The organism is Pseudorhizobium xiangyangii (assembly GCF_020531965.1).
Taxonomy (GTDB): Bacteria; Pseudomonadota; Alphaproteobacteria; order Rhizobiales; family Rhizobiaceae; genus Neorhizobium; species Neorhizobium xiangyangii.
In genome coordinates, this window is record NZ_JAJAWH010000049.1 from 1 (window position 1) to 13,550 (window position 13,550).

A 13,550-nucleotide genomic window follows, 5' to 3' on the forward strand; every position below is an offset into this window, starting at 1 on the left:
GATGCCGTTTCCCATGACCTCGTCATAAGCGCTACGCATTCCGTAGAGCTTCAGCGTGCTCATCAGTTCGAGAACCTGTGTGCGTTCCATCAACTTACTCTCCTGAGCCTGTCGTAACGGGCGCAGTCGGCGACCGGCTCATGGGCAAGCCGAAGCGCATCCGGGATTTGCAGGGTTGCAGCGGGAGCCGGATCGCGGCTTCGCGCCAGAATGTTGATGATCACCGAGGCCGAGCAGACGCCGTGATTGAGCGCTTCCTGGCAGGCAGCCTCAACGGCTGCGAGACCATCGGCGGGAACGCACCCGAGTATGGTGACCATCTGCCGATCACCGTCATCGACGCTCTTCAGTCGCTTGCGGACCTTCTCCATGGCGGCTGGCAAAACCCATTCTCGGAAGGGAGCGCCGTTGCGCAAGGCACCGGGTTTGCGAGCAAGGACAGGGACATAGTGCCAGGGATCATAGACTGTATCGCCACGGCCGAAGCTGCGCTGGTGTTCCGCGACCGTCGCTCCATCCTGTTTGATGACGATCCGATCAGCATAGGCATGAACCTCGACTGGGCGGCCGACGGCAGTCGACAGGACCGAGTATTTGTTGTTGTCGAAGCGGACGGTGCAGGTCTTCGACACCGACGCTGGCACGCTGTGGAAACCATCGAATGGGCCGACATAACGCACAAGACTGCCACGTTCAGCTTCGAACATCTGCCAGATCGTCTGCGTCGTCTGTTCGGGATGGCTATGGGCCTTGGCATATGCAATGCACTTGTCGAGCAGCCAGACATTGAGTTCCTCCAGGCTTTTGACCCTGAGGCGTGGCGTGAAGAAGCGTTCCCGTACGAGGCCAACCTGGTTCTCGACCTGTCCTTTCTCCCAGCCGGATGCAGGCGTGCAAGCTACGGGATGTACGAGATAATGGCTGCACATCTGCAGGAAACGGCGATTGTAGAGCCGTTCCTTGCCGATAAAGACAGCTTCCACCGCCGTCTTCATGTTGTCGTAGATGCCGCGCGTGCAGGTGCCACGGAAGAAGTTGAAGGCCTTGTCGTGGGCGTCGAAGACCATCTCCTGGCTCTCACGCATATAGGCCCGCGCGAACATCATCCGGCTATGGCAGAGCCGGACATGGGCAACCTTCACCGTCGTCGTCACGCCCTGGATCAGGACGATCTCATGGCTCCAGTCGAACTGATAAGCCTCGCCGGGCGCATAGTAGAGCGGAACGTAGGCTTCGGCCGTCCCGGCCCCTCGATCCTTCGACCATCCCTTCGCATAGCGCCGGATCGCATCGTAGCTGCCGTCGTAACCCAACGCGCGAAGCTCTTCGTAAATCCGGATCAGTGTCAGTCGCTCGCGAGATGGCTTGCCTTCGTTCGCGGCCAGGAAGCGCTCGATCTCAGCCTTCCAGGCTCCGGTCTTCGGCAGTGGCTGCCGTTCGCGCTCATAGGAAAAGTCCGTCTCATCAGATCGCAGTATCTTGCGGACCGTGTTACGGGAAACATGCAGCTCCCGGACGATCTTCTTCACTGACCAGCCCTGCACATGGAAGGCTCGACGAACACGCGCAATCGTATCCACTCGCTTCAACTCCCCCTCCATCCGCCAGCAAAAGACGGATGGTCAGACGAAACAGGTGGGGGGTCAAAATTGGGGTCTGACGCAATCTCGATGACATCAGGGGGCACCGACGATACGTGCCTCAAGCAAATCGAGCTTCCCGCGCCCGTACATCTGGCGCTTGATGAGTTTGAGTTTGGTGATCTGACCCTCTGTCTGGCCGTTCGACCAAACTGAAGTGATTGCATTCTGAACCGCTGCTCTGTCGCGGATGATGCCGTTGGCGAATGACGCGACCAAGCTTGCTGCTGCGCGGTCGATCCACGTGTCGAGATCATCTTTAGACCTACGCCGCAGCATATCGTGGAAGCTCTCCACGACGTCTCTTGCCTCGACAAGGTCAGGTAGCTGCTCCTCGATCGCGGCGACCGTCATCGTTTGCGCCTTAGTCAAATTGTTACGCTCAAGGGTCATTAGGCGGACGATGGTGCGTGCCGCCGGCGCGTGGCCAAGCCCGTTCTCGGCCTTTTCGGCCCTTCGTCGTCGTGTTGCCCATTCCGTGACAACGCGGAGACCGCCGCCAAAATCAGCCAGCCGAAGCTGTCGCCAGAGTTCAGCACCGTTTCGTAATCCAGCATCCCATTGCGCTTCGAGCCACGGGAGGTGTGGTTCGAGCGAAGTTTGCCGGACGCGGAAGATATCTGTCCTTTGACCACGGACGACGCTGCGAACTAGCTTTCGGCTATGCCCAGTTCTTCGCACGATCTCCTTGATGGACACGCCTTCGCCGACGAGTCCACGAATGACAGAGTTTGTCTCTTCACGCCGCAGATATCCGTCATATTGCAAGCGCTCGGCGGCAGTCAGAAGCTTGGGATTTACGGTTGCTGTACCAACTGCCACGCGCACCTGCCGCATTGACTTGCGAACGGCGTCAAGAAAGGCGTGGCTAGCGTTTTCCATGAGATGCCAGCGGTCGGCGACCTGTTCGGCATGTGGCAGGGCTCGTGCAGCGGCCTGCGCATACCCGCCGCCGCGATCTCTTGCCACGATTTCGATTTGCGGCTGTTGGACCAGCCAGGCCTTAGCTGTCGCCGGTTCTCGGTCGGGCAGCAGGGCGATCGTCTTCCGCCGCTCAAGGTCGCAGATGATCGTGCCATATCGATGATTGCGACGCCACGCCCAGTCATCGATGCCGATAACGCTCGGCGGCGTTGGTGGTGGTCGATCATATCGACGAACGGTTCGAAGCAGCGTGTCGTTGCTAACCGGAAACCCGAGACGATCTGCGAACCGTGCTGCCGGGCGACCACCCAATGCCAAAGCTAAATGGTGCACCAAGGTGTCCAGGCGTGCTGTCCTGCGGGCCATCGGTCGGACTATGTCATCACCGAAACGCTCGGCGAAAATCTTTCGGCAGCAATGGACGGCGCTACAGACGAAGCGTCGGACGGTCAGATGCAGTTCTATGCTCCGGCCTGCACACGGCAGATCGGCGATCATCCGAGGGTAGCGGCTGTGAACACGATGGGAGATCGTGCCGCATTCGGGACACCTGCAATCTCGGGACTGACCATGTGCGGCGACCACGATCACATCTTCGCTGTGGTGCACTGCCTCTACGTTCAACTCGGCAGGGATCAGATCGGAAAGCCGAAAATGGGCTCGCATAGTGCTGATTCTCCATCGGAAACCAGGCCAGTAGAATCCGAAACATCATCGAGAATGAGTCAGACCCAATATTCCGAGCCGATTGACACAAAGGGACCATTGTCAGGCAAATTGATGTAAGTTTTATCAGGAACCTGTGGGGCGTTCGAACCCAAATTGAAGCTTATCTAGTCCACGAAGCGGTCGAAAATCTGACTGCCGATCAACTCACTAAAATCGTTGACCTTCAGGACGCATATACTGGTGCCGCAAAGGTGAATGATGTTCGGGCTATGGTCGAGATCAATGGCCGATTGCACGATGCGATGTACGAACCTGCTGACAATCCTGAAGCTATGCGCATGTTAAAAAGTGGCTGGGAGCTGGTGGTCGCTCTGCGATCGCGGTTCCCCTACACGCCAGAACGGATAGCTGAAATTTGCGATCAACATGACATGATCGTTGAGATGATCAAGCGCCGGAATGGTGCGGCAGCGGCGCTGCTAGTTCGGCAGCACTGTGAGTCTGCGGCCGCCAGCTTAATGGAACAAGTTAAGTACCCCGCCTGAGTATATCGTAGTTAGAGGAATTGCATGGGATGGCTAGAATGAACTCGGCAGTTGGGTTGAACAGCATTTCGAAATCATTTGGTGCTGTCAAAATAATTGAAAACCTATCGCTCGACATCCCTAAGGGAGAATTTTGCGTTCTCGTTGGCCCGTCCGGGTGCGGTAAGTCAACCTTGCTTAGGATGATTGCTGGCCTGGAGGATACAACTTCAGGAGATGTATTGATCGAGGGTAGTGATGTAACTCATGCGTCGGCGCGGAATCGCGACATCGCGATGGTGTTCCAGAACTACGCGCTCTACCCACACATGACGGTCGCGGAGAATATGTCATTCTCGATGCGATTGAAGAAGTCCTCGAAGACCGAGATCGACAAAGCTGTCAAACATGCTGCTGATATCCTTTCGCTCAGTAGCTTGCTTGACAGGTATCCGCGTCAGCTATCCGGTGGGCAACGCCAGCGGGTGGCAATGGGACGTGCGATGGTGCGAAATCCAAAGGTCTTCCTGTTTGATGAACCTCTGTCCAACCTGGATGCCAATCTGCGGGTTCAGATGAGGTCCGAGATAAGGGATCTTCATAACAGGCTGGGAGCCACCACTGTCTACGTAACGCATGACCAGGTCGAGGCTATGACCATGGCAGATAAGATTGTCGTCATGCGGGGAGGGGCAATTGAGCAGGTCGGCTCGCCAACGGAGCTTTACGACGCGCCAGCCAACACTTTCGTCGCGAAGTTTATGGGTTCACCTATGATGAATCTTATTGAGGGCGAAATAGCACAGGACGATGATTCCGTCTTTCTCACCAAGGCGGGTGACAGGGTAAAAGTTCGTAGTCGAGGGCAGCAAACACGCGGCAGGCCGCATTTGTTAGGCTTCCGGTCTGAGCACTGCGAGATCACAGCGGACAATGTTAATGCGATCAGCCTCAAGGTGTTCTCGACAGAGTTCACCGGTGCTGACACTTTGATCATTGCCAAAGCGGAGGGGCAGAACGTCATCGTTTCCCTCAAGGAGCGCACGCGTGTCAAGAAGGGCGACAATATTATGATCAGCCCGTCAGCAGGGTTGGAGCACCTGTTTGATAAATCGACAGGAAACGCCTTGCCTGTCGCGAACTGAACCTGAGAAATTCCAGACCATCCACATTGGTGTCAACAATATGCAGGTCAGGCGTCTACACTGACAAAGCTGGCAGGGCAACGGACACCAAAACGTCTGAAGTCCGGTTCCCTTCTGTGTGGATCTCGAGGACGGCGGACGAGGGCAGGGGAGCGGTCAGGGTGATGTCGAGGTCTCTGGGATAGCGCTGGATGCCATGTAGGGTGGCATAGGCATCGATAATGCTGGTGGCGGTGCCTGCACCTGCTTCGCCGTAAAAGGTGCACGAAATCGGTACCTGGAACTCAATGATGCGTGGGCGGCCGATCCTGCGCAGGGTGGCAAGGACGAAATCCTCGCTGGTGCCAAGGAATGCCCAGTATGCGGCCTCGCCACCCCAGTATTCCAGCAGCATGTTCACACGGCTGTCCAAGCTCGAGCAGCTCGAGCAGCCGAGGACCGTATCAATAATTACATCGTGAAGGCTGAGTTGGGTATCAGCAATCAGCTTAAGGCGTTAGCCACGATCCTGAACCTTGAGGACAAGGAAGTCAGAACCTTCCTTGAACAAGATCCTGATACTGCTGCGAAGACCCTGATCTCGAATATCAATGCGAGCCTGCTGAGTTGTAAAAAGGAGTCCTCCACTTACAGCGCGGACGTTCACGACTGGGAGGTTGCCCGAGCAGCAGCCAGAGTGTTCGCCAAAAGATCCTATTCGGTCAAGGAACTGACGAGCGATCCCAGTAGAGCCGTCGAGATGCTGAATTCCATCAACGGTCTGAATGAGGGCTTCTGCCAGCAGAGGATTGCTGAGCTCCTCGCTAAGTCCGCGGACAACGGGCTGAGCAAGTTGGGAAATGCGCCCAGCCAAGAGGTCTTGGATAAACTCACAGCTGCCATTCCTGACTATGCATGGGAAATTATCCGCCAGGCCGCCAGGGTTTTTGCTGACGATGGATTGGAGGAAGAAGAATTCCTTAAAGACGTTGACCACCAGCTGAATGGGTATGCCCTGCTGGCTGTTGATGGTGAGCCAGAATCTGTAACCATCAGGATCAACGGCAAGCCGCGACGTCTTGGTAATGAGCGAGCTACGCCGTCGTTTGGCCATCTGCACTACGAGCTGGGTGGCAAATCCCTGGATGATTGCAGATCCACCATCAGAGAGCTTGCTTGGGATCGTTATCAGGAGCTGGTGGTGAAGCCTGGTGCGTTGTCCGTGCCTGAGAAGCGGGATCTCTACGCAAGATTGGTTCGACTTCAGGGCATCCGGTATGCCGACGTTGGTTCCTTCATCAATGTCTCCGAGCACACAGCCAAGAAATGGGCTGTCGATTCAGAGCAGATAGTTGGTACCAAGGCCTATCCGTCACAGCCCCCTGTCGACGTGTTGGAGGTCCTAGCTATCAGTGGCCTCCAATGGGCTTCAAATGTGGTTTCAAATGCCTTTGGCGATAGTCGCAAGAAGAAGCCTGTCGAATTTCAGCCTTTGGTGCCTGCTGAGTATTGGGTGGCTATTGCACGGTTGAAGCCAGCTAATGCTGTCGAGATCGATCGCGGGGATCAGCCGAAGCGTAGGCGTGGGCGGCCGAAGAAGGTGATGGTTTGATGCTTCGGACGACAGCCGTCACTGCAAAATTTGACAGCCGTGCAGATTGCCAAAAAAGCATGTAATGAGAAGCGTTTAGCGTCTAAAATACAGTGCTCTGATTCCCGATCAGACCCTGAGTTCCTTTAAGGCCCCAGCATTCTTCTGCATCTGTTGAAGGGGCTGTCCACGGGTTAACCTTTCGTTAACGAAAAACTTCTTGCTGGAATCGGAGAATCGGGGCTTAATCCCGGTTGCGAAGCGATTTGCTTCGGAAAAGCGTTACTCCGGGTTCAGCAGAAAATGAATGTGATGCCAGATCACGACTTTGATATCGATTTTGACGAGGAGATCCTCCGGCAGGGAGAGCTCATTTCGGACAAATTGAACATGTTGAGGATCGAGCAGTATCCGCCGAATGCTCAAAAGGGACTACGGCTTTTCTCATCTGCAGAAGTCGCTGACTTCCTCGGCGTAACTCAAAATCACATCAAGAAGCTGCACCTGGACGGCAAGGGCCCCTCCCCTGAAGTCTCATCCTCTGGCCGTCGTTCCTACACGGCTCAGCAGATGCTTGAACTGCGTCAGTACCTCGACAAGCACGGCCGTTCTGACTTCAAACGGTACGTACCTCATCGCCGTCAGGGTGAAGCCCTTCAAGTCGTCTCTGTGGTGAATTTCAAGGGTGGCTCGGGCAAAACGACGACCGCTGCTCACCTGGCGCAATATCTGGCGCTAACAGGCCATCGCGTTCTTGCGATCGATCTCGATCCTCAGGCTTCCCTGACTTCATTGCATGGCATCCAGCCTGAGTTGGATAAGAACCCATCGCTCTATGAAGCGCTCCGATACGATGACCAGCGGATCTCTATAACAGAGATCATTCGGCCGACGAATTTCCCAGGTTTGGATATTGTGCCTGCAAACCTGGAGCTTCAGGAATACGAGTACGAAACGCCTTTGGCAGCATCGAACAAAAGCTCGCCAGAAGGTCGCCTGTTCTTCACTCGCATCTCGACGATCCTGAAGGAAGTCGACGACCGTTACGACGTGGTTGTGATCGATTGCCCGCCTCAGCTGGGCTATCTCACTCTTACGTCCCTGACGGCTTCAACGTCGGTTTTGATCACCATCCACCCCCAAATGCTCGACGTGATGTCCATGAGTCAATTCCTACTCATGCTCGGCGGTATCCTGCAGTCCATCAAGTCCGCAGGAGCGACCGTCAAGCTCAAGTGGTTCCGGTATCTGGTCACGCGCTACGAGCCGACAGATGGACCGCAGTTGTCAATGGTTGGTTTCCTGCAGGCGATGTTCAGCAACAGGATGCTCAAAAACCAGATGGTGAAATCCACGGCGATCGCCGACGCGGGAATCACGAAGCAGAGCGTCTACGAAATCGAGCGGGCGCAGTTCACGCGCTCCACATATGATCGGGCCATCGAAAGCTTGAATGCCGTCAATGGTGAAGTCGTGTCGCTGATCCATAAAGCATGGGGGCGCAAATGATGAATTTGACAGCCGTGCAGAATGGCAATTTCGCTAACAATATGAAGATGATGAAGGCTGTTTCAGGAGGTTTCAATGGCTAGAAAAAACCTGCTGGCAAGCGTGACCGCATCGATCAAGGGCGATACAGCTTCAGCCGAAGTTTCTGAAGCCAGAGCTGATTACACGAAGCGCGGTGCTTCACGTTCAATGCTGCAGTCTTTGGATGAAATGGCAGAGGCCAGTTTGAGGATGGTGGATGGGGAGACCATTATCTCTCTCGATCCCAATTTCCTCGAGGGTTCCTTTGTTGCTGACCGCATTGGTGAGCAGGCTGATGACTTCGAGACGCTCAAGGAAGCTATCAGGAAGAGTGGGCAATCCACGCCGATCCTGGTACGCCCTCATCCGGATGCAACTGGTCAGTATCAAATCATCTTCGGTCACCGACGTGCCAAGGCTGCCCGCGAGCTGGGTATTCAGGTTCGTGCTGTTATCAAGCAGATGGCGGATATCGAGCACGTCATCGCTCAGGGGCAGGAAAACACCGCTCGAGCTGACCTGACCTTTATTGAAAAGGCACTGTTTGCTCGGCGGCTTCTCGACCGCGGCATGACCAAAGAGGTCGCCAAGTCTGCGCTAACAGTCGACGATTCGCTTCTTTCCAGAATGCTGTCTGTCGTCGAGACGATTCCTGAAACCGTTCTCGAGGCCATTGGAGCGGGGAAGGGGATTGGCCGTGATCGCTGGGAAGAGTTGAAGAAACTCGTCATGGTTCCTGCAAATGCTGACAAGGCAGTCGAGTTCATTGCTTCAGAAGAATTCAAGGATGCGCAGGGGAGGGGAGAGGGCTTCAGCCAGATGCTCGCTCACCTGAAAGCGAAGGCAAAGAAGCCAAAGAGACCTACAACCGACCAAGCAGCTGATGCCTGGGCTCCTGAAAACAAGGCTGTTATCATTGCTTCGAAATCAAAGCCGAAGGGGTATTCGCTAGAATTCACGGAGAAGGACGCGAAGCCGTTCGGAGAATTTATCAGATCCCAATTGGATGACCTCTACGAGGCATTCAGGAAATCGGAAAAGAAACAACCAGGAGACTAAACCCGCAAAAGAAAAAGGCCCCAAACGTCACCGTCGTGGAAGCCTCTCTCATCTCTTAGCAAAGTGAGAATCGCATTTCCCCGAATCGCTGTCAAGAGTCGTAACGTCTGTTTGGACGGCTGGAATTCTTTTGCCTGAAGATAGGTGAAGGAAAATGGAGACGCATAACATTGCGACCACCCCATTCGGTGGCCGTGCGATGTCGCTTGCCTTACTGGCTGGCTACAAGGAAGCTGACGAGATCCCAGAGGGGAAGGTCGTCGACAAGTGGAAGGTCTATCACGATCTCTGCGAAGCTAAGGCAATCATTGGTGTCAGTGATCGCTCGCTGGCGATCCTGCACGCCTTGCTGTCGTTCTACCCCGAAGCTGAATTGTCTGAGGAACACGGCCTGGTGGTCTTTCCATCCAATCGGCAGCTGTCCCTGCGAGCTCACGGCATGGCCGATACGAGCCTCAGACGGCATCTGGCTGCTCTCGTTGATGCCGGGCTCATCCTGAGGCGTGATAGCCCCAATGGTAAGCGCTATGCCCGCAAGACGGGGGAGGGGGCCTTGGAAGAGGCGTTTGGTTTCTCCCTTGCACCGCTTCTTGTTCGCTCAGAAGAGATCCAGGCGGCCGCCGATCATGTTCGGGCAGAGAACCGTGCGTTGAAGCTGATGCGTGAGCGTGTGACGCTCTACAGGCGCGATATCTACAAGATCATCGAGGCAGCCATGGAAGAAGGCGCTGCTGGCGACTGGCAGGCTCTCTGGAGCTGTTTCCGGGCTGTTGTGGATGCAATCCCACGCCGAGCTACTGTCGCCCAGCTCGAGGCTATCGTGGGCGATCTCAGCGAGATCCGCGAGGATATCGACATGATGTTGGAAAAGCTCACAAATACTCAAAATATGGGCGGCAATGCCGTTCAATATGGACGGCAGCAAACTGAATCAAAACCAGACTCTATTTTTGAATTTGAACCCGCTTTCGAAAATGCAGGGGAGGCGAGGGCACAGCCAATCAGTCGGCCAATGAACCCGCCGAAGGCCTACCCACTTGGATTAGTGCTGAAGGCTTGCCCCGAGATTATCGACTACGCCCCCGAGGGAATAACCAGCTGGCGCGATTTCATGATGGTTGCCGCCCAGGTCCGCGGTTTCCTTGGGATCTCGCCTAGTGCCTATGCGGATGCCCTCGACATTATGGGTCAGGAAAGCACCGCGATTGTTATTGCCTGCATCCTGCAAAGGTCCGGTCACATCAATTCGGCTGGGGGATATCTGCGGGCACTGACCGAGAAGGCGAGGGAAGGGGAGTTCTCTGTCGGGCCGATGTTGATGGCGGCGCTGAAAACGAACGGTGAGCCAGCGAGGATGGTGGGGTGATGGTTGGGAGGCATCCCTCCAGGCATCAAAGCTTAGGACATTGACTTTCACTGAGAGTGGGTTACGGTGTATTTCATTGAAATACGGAGCAATTGGACATGTTTCATAGCGAAAAAACTCAAGTGTCGCTGAGGCTGCCGACACCTTTAGTTGCTGAATTTGACCGGATTGCCGGGATTCTGGAGCGTGATCGCACCTGGGTGATGCAGAAGGCGCTCAGTCATTACCTGGCAGGGCAAGGTGCTGAAATTCTCCGCGATGCTCAAGGTATAGACGAACTGGATCGCGGGGAAAGCGTTGACCTAGAGGACGTTCTCCAGAAGGCTCGAACTATCGTTGACGCAGCCGAATATCGACGCGACATGCGGGTCGGTTAATGCCTCCTGTTCGCCTATCTAAAAGCGCGGAACGCTGGTTCCTGAGCAGGGTTGCCGAACTTGCGGAAATGGACCCTGGAGCTGCTCGACGGCTAATTGAACGGCTGGAGAGGCAGAAAGATCTCCTTTCGACGTTTCCTCAGATGACAGAAAAAGGAATTCTGGAAGGGACTCGGAAGGTGAGTATGCCTCCTCTGGTGCTCACTATTCGCGCCCGCGACGGCATCATCGAGATTGCCGCAATCAGGGACGCACGCCAGAAGGACGCATATGCGCCAGTCGAGCTTAGCATTGCAGACGGCAGTGATGAAGACGACAAAGAAGAGACGTATAGTGGCGGCGCGTTTCGCCGATAGATACGAGGCCCCCGCGCTCGAACCTCAGGAGCCATTTTTATATTATTCAGATGGAGACCAAAATGATGGCAGACAAGCTTTCAGATCCCTTGACGATGAAGCTGCCCGTCGATGTTTTGGCCGACATCGAGAAAATCGCTGGGGCCTGCGACCGAACCAGAAGCTGGGTCATCGTGCGGGCGTTGAAAAGCTATCTGGCGGCCGAGGGCAAGGACATCCTGGCAGTAATCCGAGGGCGAGAGCAGATTGCTGCTGGTGAGTGGGAAGACCTGGACGATGTCATCGATGATCTTGATAGGATTATAGCAATCCCTGATGCCTACGAGGATGAACAGGGCTTCGATAATTTGAAGAAACGTGCCGCTCGAGGTGATGTCGATGCGGCATTAAGAATCCTGGACCGTGTTCCGTCCGGTGATGAGGAAGAGCCGACCCTCCATTTGCTATCCACCCCAGCTAATTCCGAACGTTTGAGCGAGAGCGTCCAGCAGCTAGCCGACGGAAAGGCAGTTATCAAAGATCCGACAGATGATGTCCGGAAGGGGTGACGGCCGTTAAGCCATCACCTTATCGAGGGTGTCTGAATTGACGGCGGTCACCTTCGTCATCGACGTTTTGGGCACCAGCTCGCCATGGCCGCGTTCGAAATCATTGATGTAAATTCTACGCCGCAAGCTCCTGCCAGGACCATAAGCCTGTCTGCGCCAGAAACCCGGAACCTCATGTCTCCTGTACGGAGCTCGTTTGCCTTCCTCGGGTCCGCGTGGACCATAGCTGCCACGCTTTACCGACGAGACATAAGAAATCTTGAACAGGCTCTCGTCGGCGGCAACCATTGGATTCTTGCTTGAAAAGGCAGCCTTGGAAGCCCGGTTGTTGCGGCGTGGAAGATCGACGATTCCGGCCTCAGGATCCTCCTGGACTTCGGTGACATATAGGAGGGTGGAGAGCAGGAAGTCTTCAAGCGGCTTGAATATTCGAGCAGTCCCGGGATGAGTTGTTGAACCTGCTCGCCTACGCGCCGTCGGCCGGGACGATCTCGGTAGGCCCCGCCGTGTCAGGAGCCGCGCCGTCAATGGCATCGATCAGGACGTGAAGCTTAACAAGGCCCTGTGGTTGCTGGGCGAGCGGATGGCCGCCCTCAAGGGCATCAAGGTCGCCGCCTGAACCTAGAAAGGAGATGGTGCTGGCGCGGAAATCCACCACCATCTCCATGGCATAAACTTGACAAACTGTAGCTTTTAACCTACAAGTGGTCATGAGCATATTCAAGCAATCCGCCACATTCCGAAAGTGGCACATGAAGCTAAAGGACGGGCGGGCAAAGGCGGCGATTGCTATGCGTTTGCAGCGCCTGGCAATCGGAAATGCAGGCGATGTGGCTCCGGTGGGAGAAGGTGTAAGCGAACTGCGCATTCACTATGGCCCAGGCTATCGCGTCTATTTCCAGCAACGCGGTGACCTGATCATTGTGCTCTTGTGTGGAGGCGACAAGAGCACGCAGGACAAAGATATCCGCACGGCGAAAGAGATCGCCGCCCAATGGAGTGAAAACGATGGCTGAGAAATTTTACGACTTCGACGTAGCGGAAATGCTGACGAGCGACGAGGCTATCGAAGCCTTTCTCGCGGAGGCTATGGAATCAGGAGATACCAAGCTGATTGCGTCTGCACTTGGAACAATCGCGCGTGCAAAAGGTATGACTAAAATTTCCCGAGACACTGGGCTGAGCCGTGAACACCTGTATCGCTCCTTGAGCCCAAATGGAAATCCGACGCTTGAAACAATTGTCGCTGTTCTGAAGGCAATCGGCTTCCATCTAACGCCGAGGCATAATGCTGCTTAGCGCTGTAAGCCCCTCCGGCCGGATCGACCGGCCTGCGAGGCTTGTTGCTGGCGCTCACCGCCGTCCTAGTTGCGTATCCCAATTGCTTTAGAATTAATACGCAACGGCGTTGCCTAAACGAACGTTTACACACCCGTTGCGCAAACGCCCGGGGAGACCCGGAAAGAGCCCGGAAATGCTGTGTCCATCCGAGGTAATTTTTAAAGCGTTGCGTATTGCTGAAAAACGTTCTGTAATGCGCAACGGCGAAAGAACCCGTGAAGATTGGATATGCAAGGGTTGCGGCGGTCGATCAAGCGTCGAAATGCAACGCCCTCTATCTGGACGCCGATAGTATCTTAGCCTGCGGAGGTATCCAAGTCACGGTCGGCCGGCGCTTTGCTCTTTCGAAGGCGGGGGAGGCCGAAGGGGCGCTGCCCCTTCTCATCCCCTAACAGGCTTCCGCCCACCTTCCTTCACTGCGCTGGCGCTGCGTTTCGTGCAGGCGGTTCCCCGCGAAACCTGTTTCCCCTCCCAGCCCCGCTGTTCCGCACGAGCTCGGGA

At 55.3% G+C, this 13,550-nt stretch carries 13 protein-coding genes and 4 pseudogenes; 12 read left to right on the forward strand and 5 right to left on the reverse strand.

Going from position 1 to position 13,550, the window contains the following annotated elements; translation table 11 throughout:
• The 3 genes and pseudogenes from LH464_RS23370 to LH464_RS23380 all read right to left on the reverse strand — a co-directional run.
• Positions 1-90, reverse strand: a pseudogene (locus tag LH464_RS23370) (IS21-like element helper ATPase IstB); the annotation flags it as partial.
• An 8-nt stretch (positions 91-98) separates the two neighbouring features.
• Positions 99-1,589, reverse strand: a pseudogene (istA, locus tag LH464_RS23375) (IS21 family transposase); the annotation flags it as partial.
• A gap of 87 nt (positions 1,590-1,676) precedes the next feature.
• Positions 1,677-3,230, reverse strand: a complete 1,554-nt coding sequence (locus tag LH464_RS23380; RefSeq protein WP_226788819.1) for an ISL3 family transposase — start codon at positions 3,228-3,230, stop codon at positions 1,677-1,679.
• Between the two features lie 155 nt (positions 3,231-3,385).
• On the opposite strand from LH464_RS23380, the gene LH464_RS23385 reads away from it, so the two are divergent.
• Positions 3,386-3,778: a GntR family transcriptional regulator gene (locus LH464_RS23385; RefSeq protein ID WP_226788831.1), complete on the forward strand. Its 393-nt coding sequence runs from the start codon at positions 3,386-3,388 to the stop codon at positions 3,776-3,778.
• Between the two features lie 38 nt (positions 3,779-3,816).
• A complete protein-coding gene (locus LH464_RS23390; protein ID WP_226788820.1) occupies positions 3,817-4,902 on the forward strand; it encodes an ABC transporter ATP-binding protein in 1,086 nt (361 codons plus the stop codon).
• 55 nt (positions 4,903-4,957) lie between these two features.
• Here LH464_RS23390 and LH464_RS23395 read toward each other — a convergent pair whose 3' ends face one another.
• Positions 4,958-5,302 (reverse strand): hypothetical protein, encoded by a 345-nt coding sequence (locus LH464_RS23395; RefSeq protein ID WP_226788821.1) that lies wholly within the window; start codon positions 5,300-5,302, stop codon positions 4,958-4,960.
• Between the two features lie 69 nt (positions 5,303-5,371).
• Between LH464_RS23395 and LH464_RS23400 the strand changes: the two genes are divergently transcribed.
• From LH464_RS23400 to LH464_RS23430, 7 genes and pseudogenes are all read left to right on the forward strand, one after another.
• The gene (locus LH464_RS23400; RefSeq protein ID WP_226788822.1) at positions 5,372-6,493 is read left to right on the forward strand and encodes a hypothetical protein; all 1,122 of its coding nucleotides are present in this window, start codon (positions 5,372-5,374) and stop codon (positions 6,491-6,493) included.
• Between the two features lie 282 nt (positions 6,494-6,775).
• Positions 6,776-7,981, forward strand: coding sequence for a plasmid partitioning protein RepA (repA, locus tag LH464_RS23405; protein ID WP_226788823.1), 1,206 nt, complete (start codon positions 6,776-6,778; stop codon positions 7,979-7,981).
• 75 nt (positions 7,982-8,056) lie between these two features.
• On the forward strand, positions 8,057-9,061 hold the full coding sequence (repB, locus tag LH464_RS23410) for a plasmid partitioning protein RepB (protein ID WP_226788824.1): 1,005 nt from the start codon (positions 8,057-8,059) through the stop codon (positions 9,059-9,061).
• Positions 9,062-9,215: 154 nt separating this feature from the next.
• Positions 9,216-10,427 carry a plasmid replication protein RepC gene (gene repC, locus LH464_RS23415; protein ID WP_226788825.1) on the forward strand — a complete coding sequence of 404 codons (1,212 nt, stop codon included), beginning with the start codon at positions 9,216-9,218 and terminating at the stop codon, positions 10,425-10,427.
• Positions 10,428-10,525: 98 nt separating this feature from the next.
• Complete coding sequence (locus LH464_RS23420) at positions 10,526-10,804, forward strand: CopG family ribbon-helix-helix protein (protein ID WP_226788826.1); 279 nt, start codon at positions 10,526-10,528, stop codon at positions 10,802-10,804.
• Positions 10,804-11,160 carry a type II toxin-antitoxin system RelE/ParE family toxin gene (locus tag LH464_RS23425; RefSeq protein ID WP_226788827.1) on the forward strand — a complete coding sequence of 119 codons (357 nt, stop codon included), beginning with the start codon at positions 10,804-10,806 and terminating at the stop codon, positions 11,158-11,160. Before LH464_RS23420 ends, LH464_RS23425 begins: the two co-directional genes overlap by 1 nt.
• A 62-nt stretch (positions 11,161-11,222) precedes the next feature.
• Positions 11,223-11,465, forward strand: a pseudogene (locus tag LH464_RS23430) (CopG family ribbon-helix-helix protein); the annotation flags it as partial.
• Between the two features lie 249 nt (positions 11,466-11,714).
• Here LH464_RS23430 and LH464_RS23435 read toward each other — a convergent pair.
• Positions 11,715-11,996, reverse strand: coding sequence for a hypothetical protein (locus LH464_RS23435; protein WP_226788828.1), 282 nt, complete (start codon positions 11,994-11,996; stop codon positions 11,715-11,717).
• A gap of 178 nt (positions 11,997-12,174) precedes the next feature.
• On the opposite strand from LH464_RS23435, the pseudogene LH464_RS23440 reads away from it, so the two are divergent.
• From LH464_RS23440 to LH464_RS23450, 3 genes and pseudogenes are all read left to right on the forward strand, one after another.
• A pseudogene (locus LH464_RS23440) lies at positions 12,175-12,327 on the forward strand (DUF932 domain-containing protein); the annotation flags it as partial.
• A 133-nt stretch (positions 12,328-12,460) separates the two neighbouring features.
• Complete coding sequence (locus LH464_RS23445) at positions 12,461-12,724, forward strand: type II toxin-antitoxin system RelE/ParE family toxin (protein WP_390625046.1); 264 nt, start codon at positions 12,461-12,463, stop codon at positions 12,722-12,724.
• The gene (locus LH464_RS23450) at positions 12,717-13,007 is read left to right on the forward strand and encodes an addiction module antidote protein (protein WP_226788830.1); all 291 of its coding nucleotides are present in this window, start codon (positions 12,717-12,719) and stop codon (positions 13,005-13,007) included. The genes LH464_RS23445 and LH464_RS23450 overlap by 8 nt, the downstream gene beginning before the upstream one ends.
• The last annotated feature ends 543 nt before the right edge of the window (positions 13,008-13,550 follow it).

What these genes read in the sequence shown, in the direction of transcription:
- LH464_RS23380 (WP_226788819.1), bottom strand. Translation starts at nt 3,230, where the DNA reads ATGCGAGCCCATTTTCGGCTTTCCGATCTGATCCCTGCCGAGTTGAAC.
- LH464_RS23390 (WP_226788820.1), top strand. Translation starts at nt 3,817, where the DNA reads ATGAACTCGGCAGTTGGGTTGAACAGCATTTCGAAATCATTTGGTGCT.
- repA (WP_226788823.1), top strand. Translation starts at nt 6,776, where the DNA reads ATGAATGTGATGCCAGATCACGACTTTGATATCGATTTTGACGAGGAG.
- repB (WP_226788824.1), top strand. Translation starts at nt 8,057, where the DNA reads ATGGCTAGAAAAAACCTGCTGGCAAGCGTGACCGCATCGATCAAGGGC.
- repC (WP_226788825.1), top strand. Translation starts at nt 9,216, where the DNA reads ATGGAGACGCATAACATTGCGACCACCCCATTCGGTGGCCGTGCGATG.
- LH464_RS23420 (WP_226788826.1), top strand. Translation starts at nt 10,526, where the DNA reads ATGTTTCATAGCGAAAAAACTCAAGTGTCGCTGAGGCTGCCGACACCT.
- LH464_RS23425 (WP_226788827.1), top strand. Translation starts at nt 10,804, where the DNA reads ATGCCTCCTGTTCGCCTATCTAAAAGCGCGGAACGCTGGTTCCTGAGC.
- LH464_RS23435 (WP_226788828.1), bottom strand. Translation starts at nt 11,996, where the DNA reads ATGGTTGCCGCCGACGAGAGCCTGTTCAAGATTTCTTATGTCTCGTCG.
- LH464_RS23445 (WP_390625046.1), top strand. Translation starts at nt 12,461, where the DNA reads ATGAAGCTAAAGGACGGGCGGGCAAAGGCGGCGATTGCTATGCGTTTG.
- LH464_RS23450 (WP_226788830.1), top strand. Translation starts at nt 12,717, where the DNA reads ATGGCTGAGAAATTTTACGACTTCGACGTAGCGGAAATGCTGACGAGC.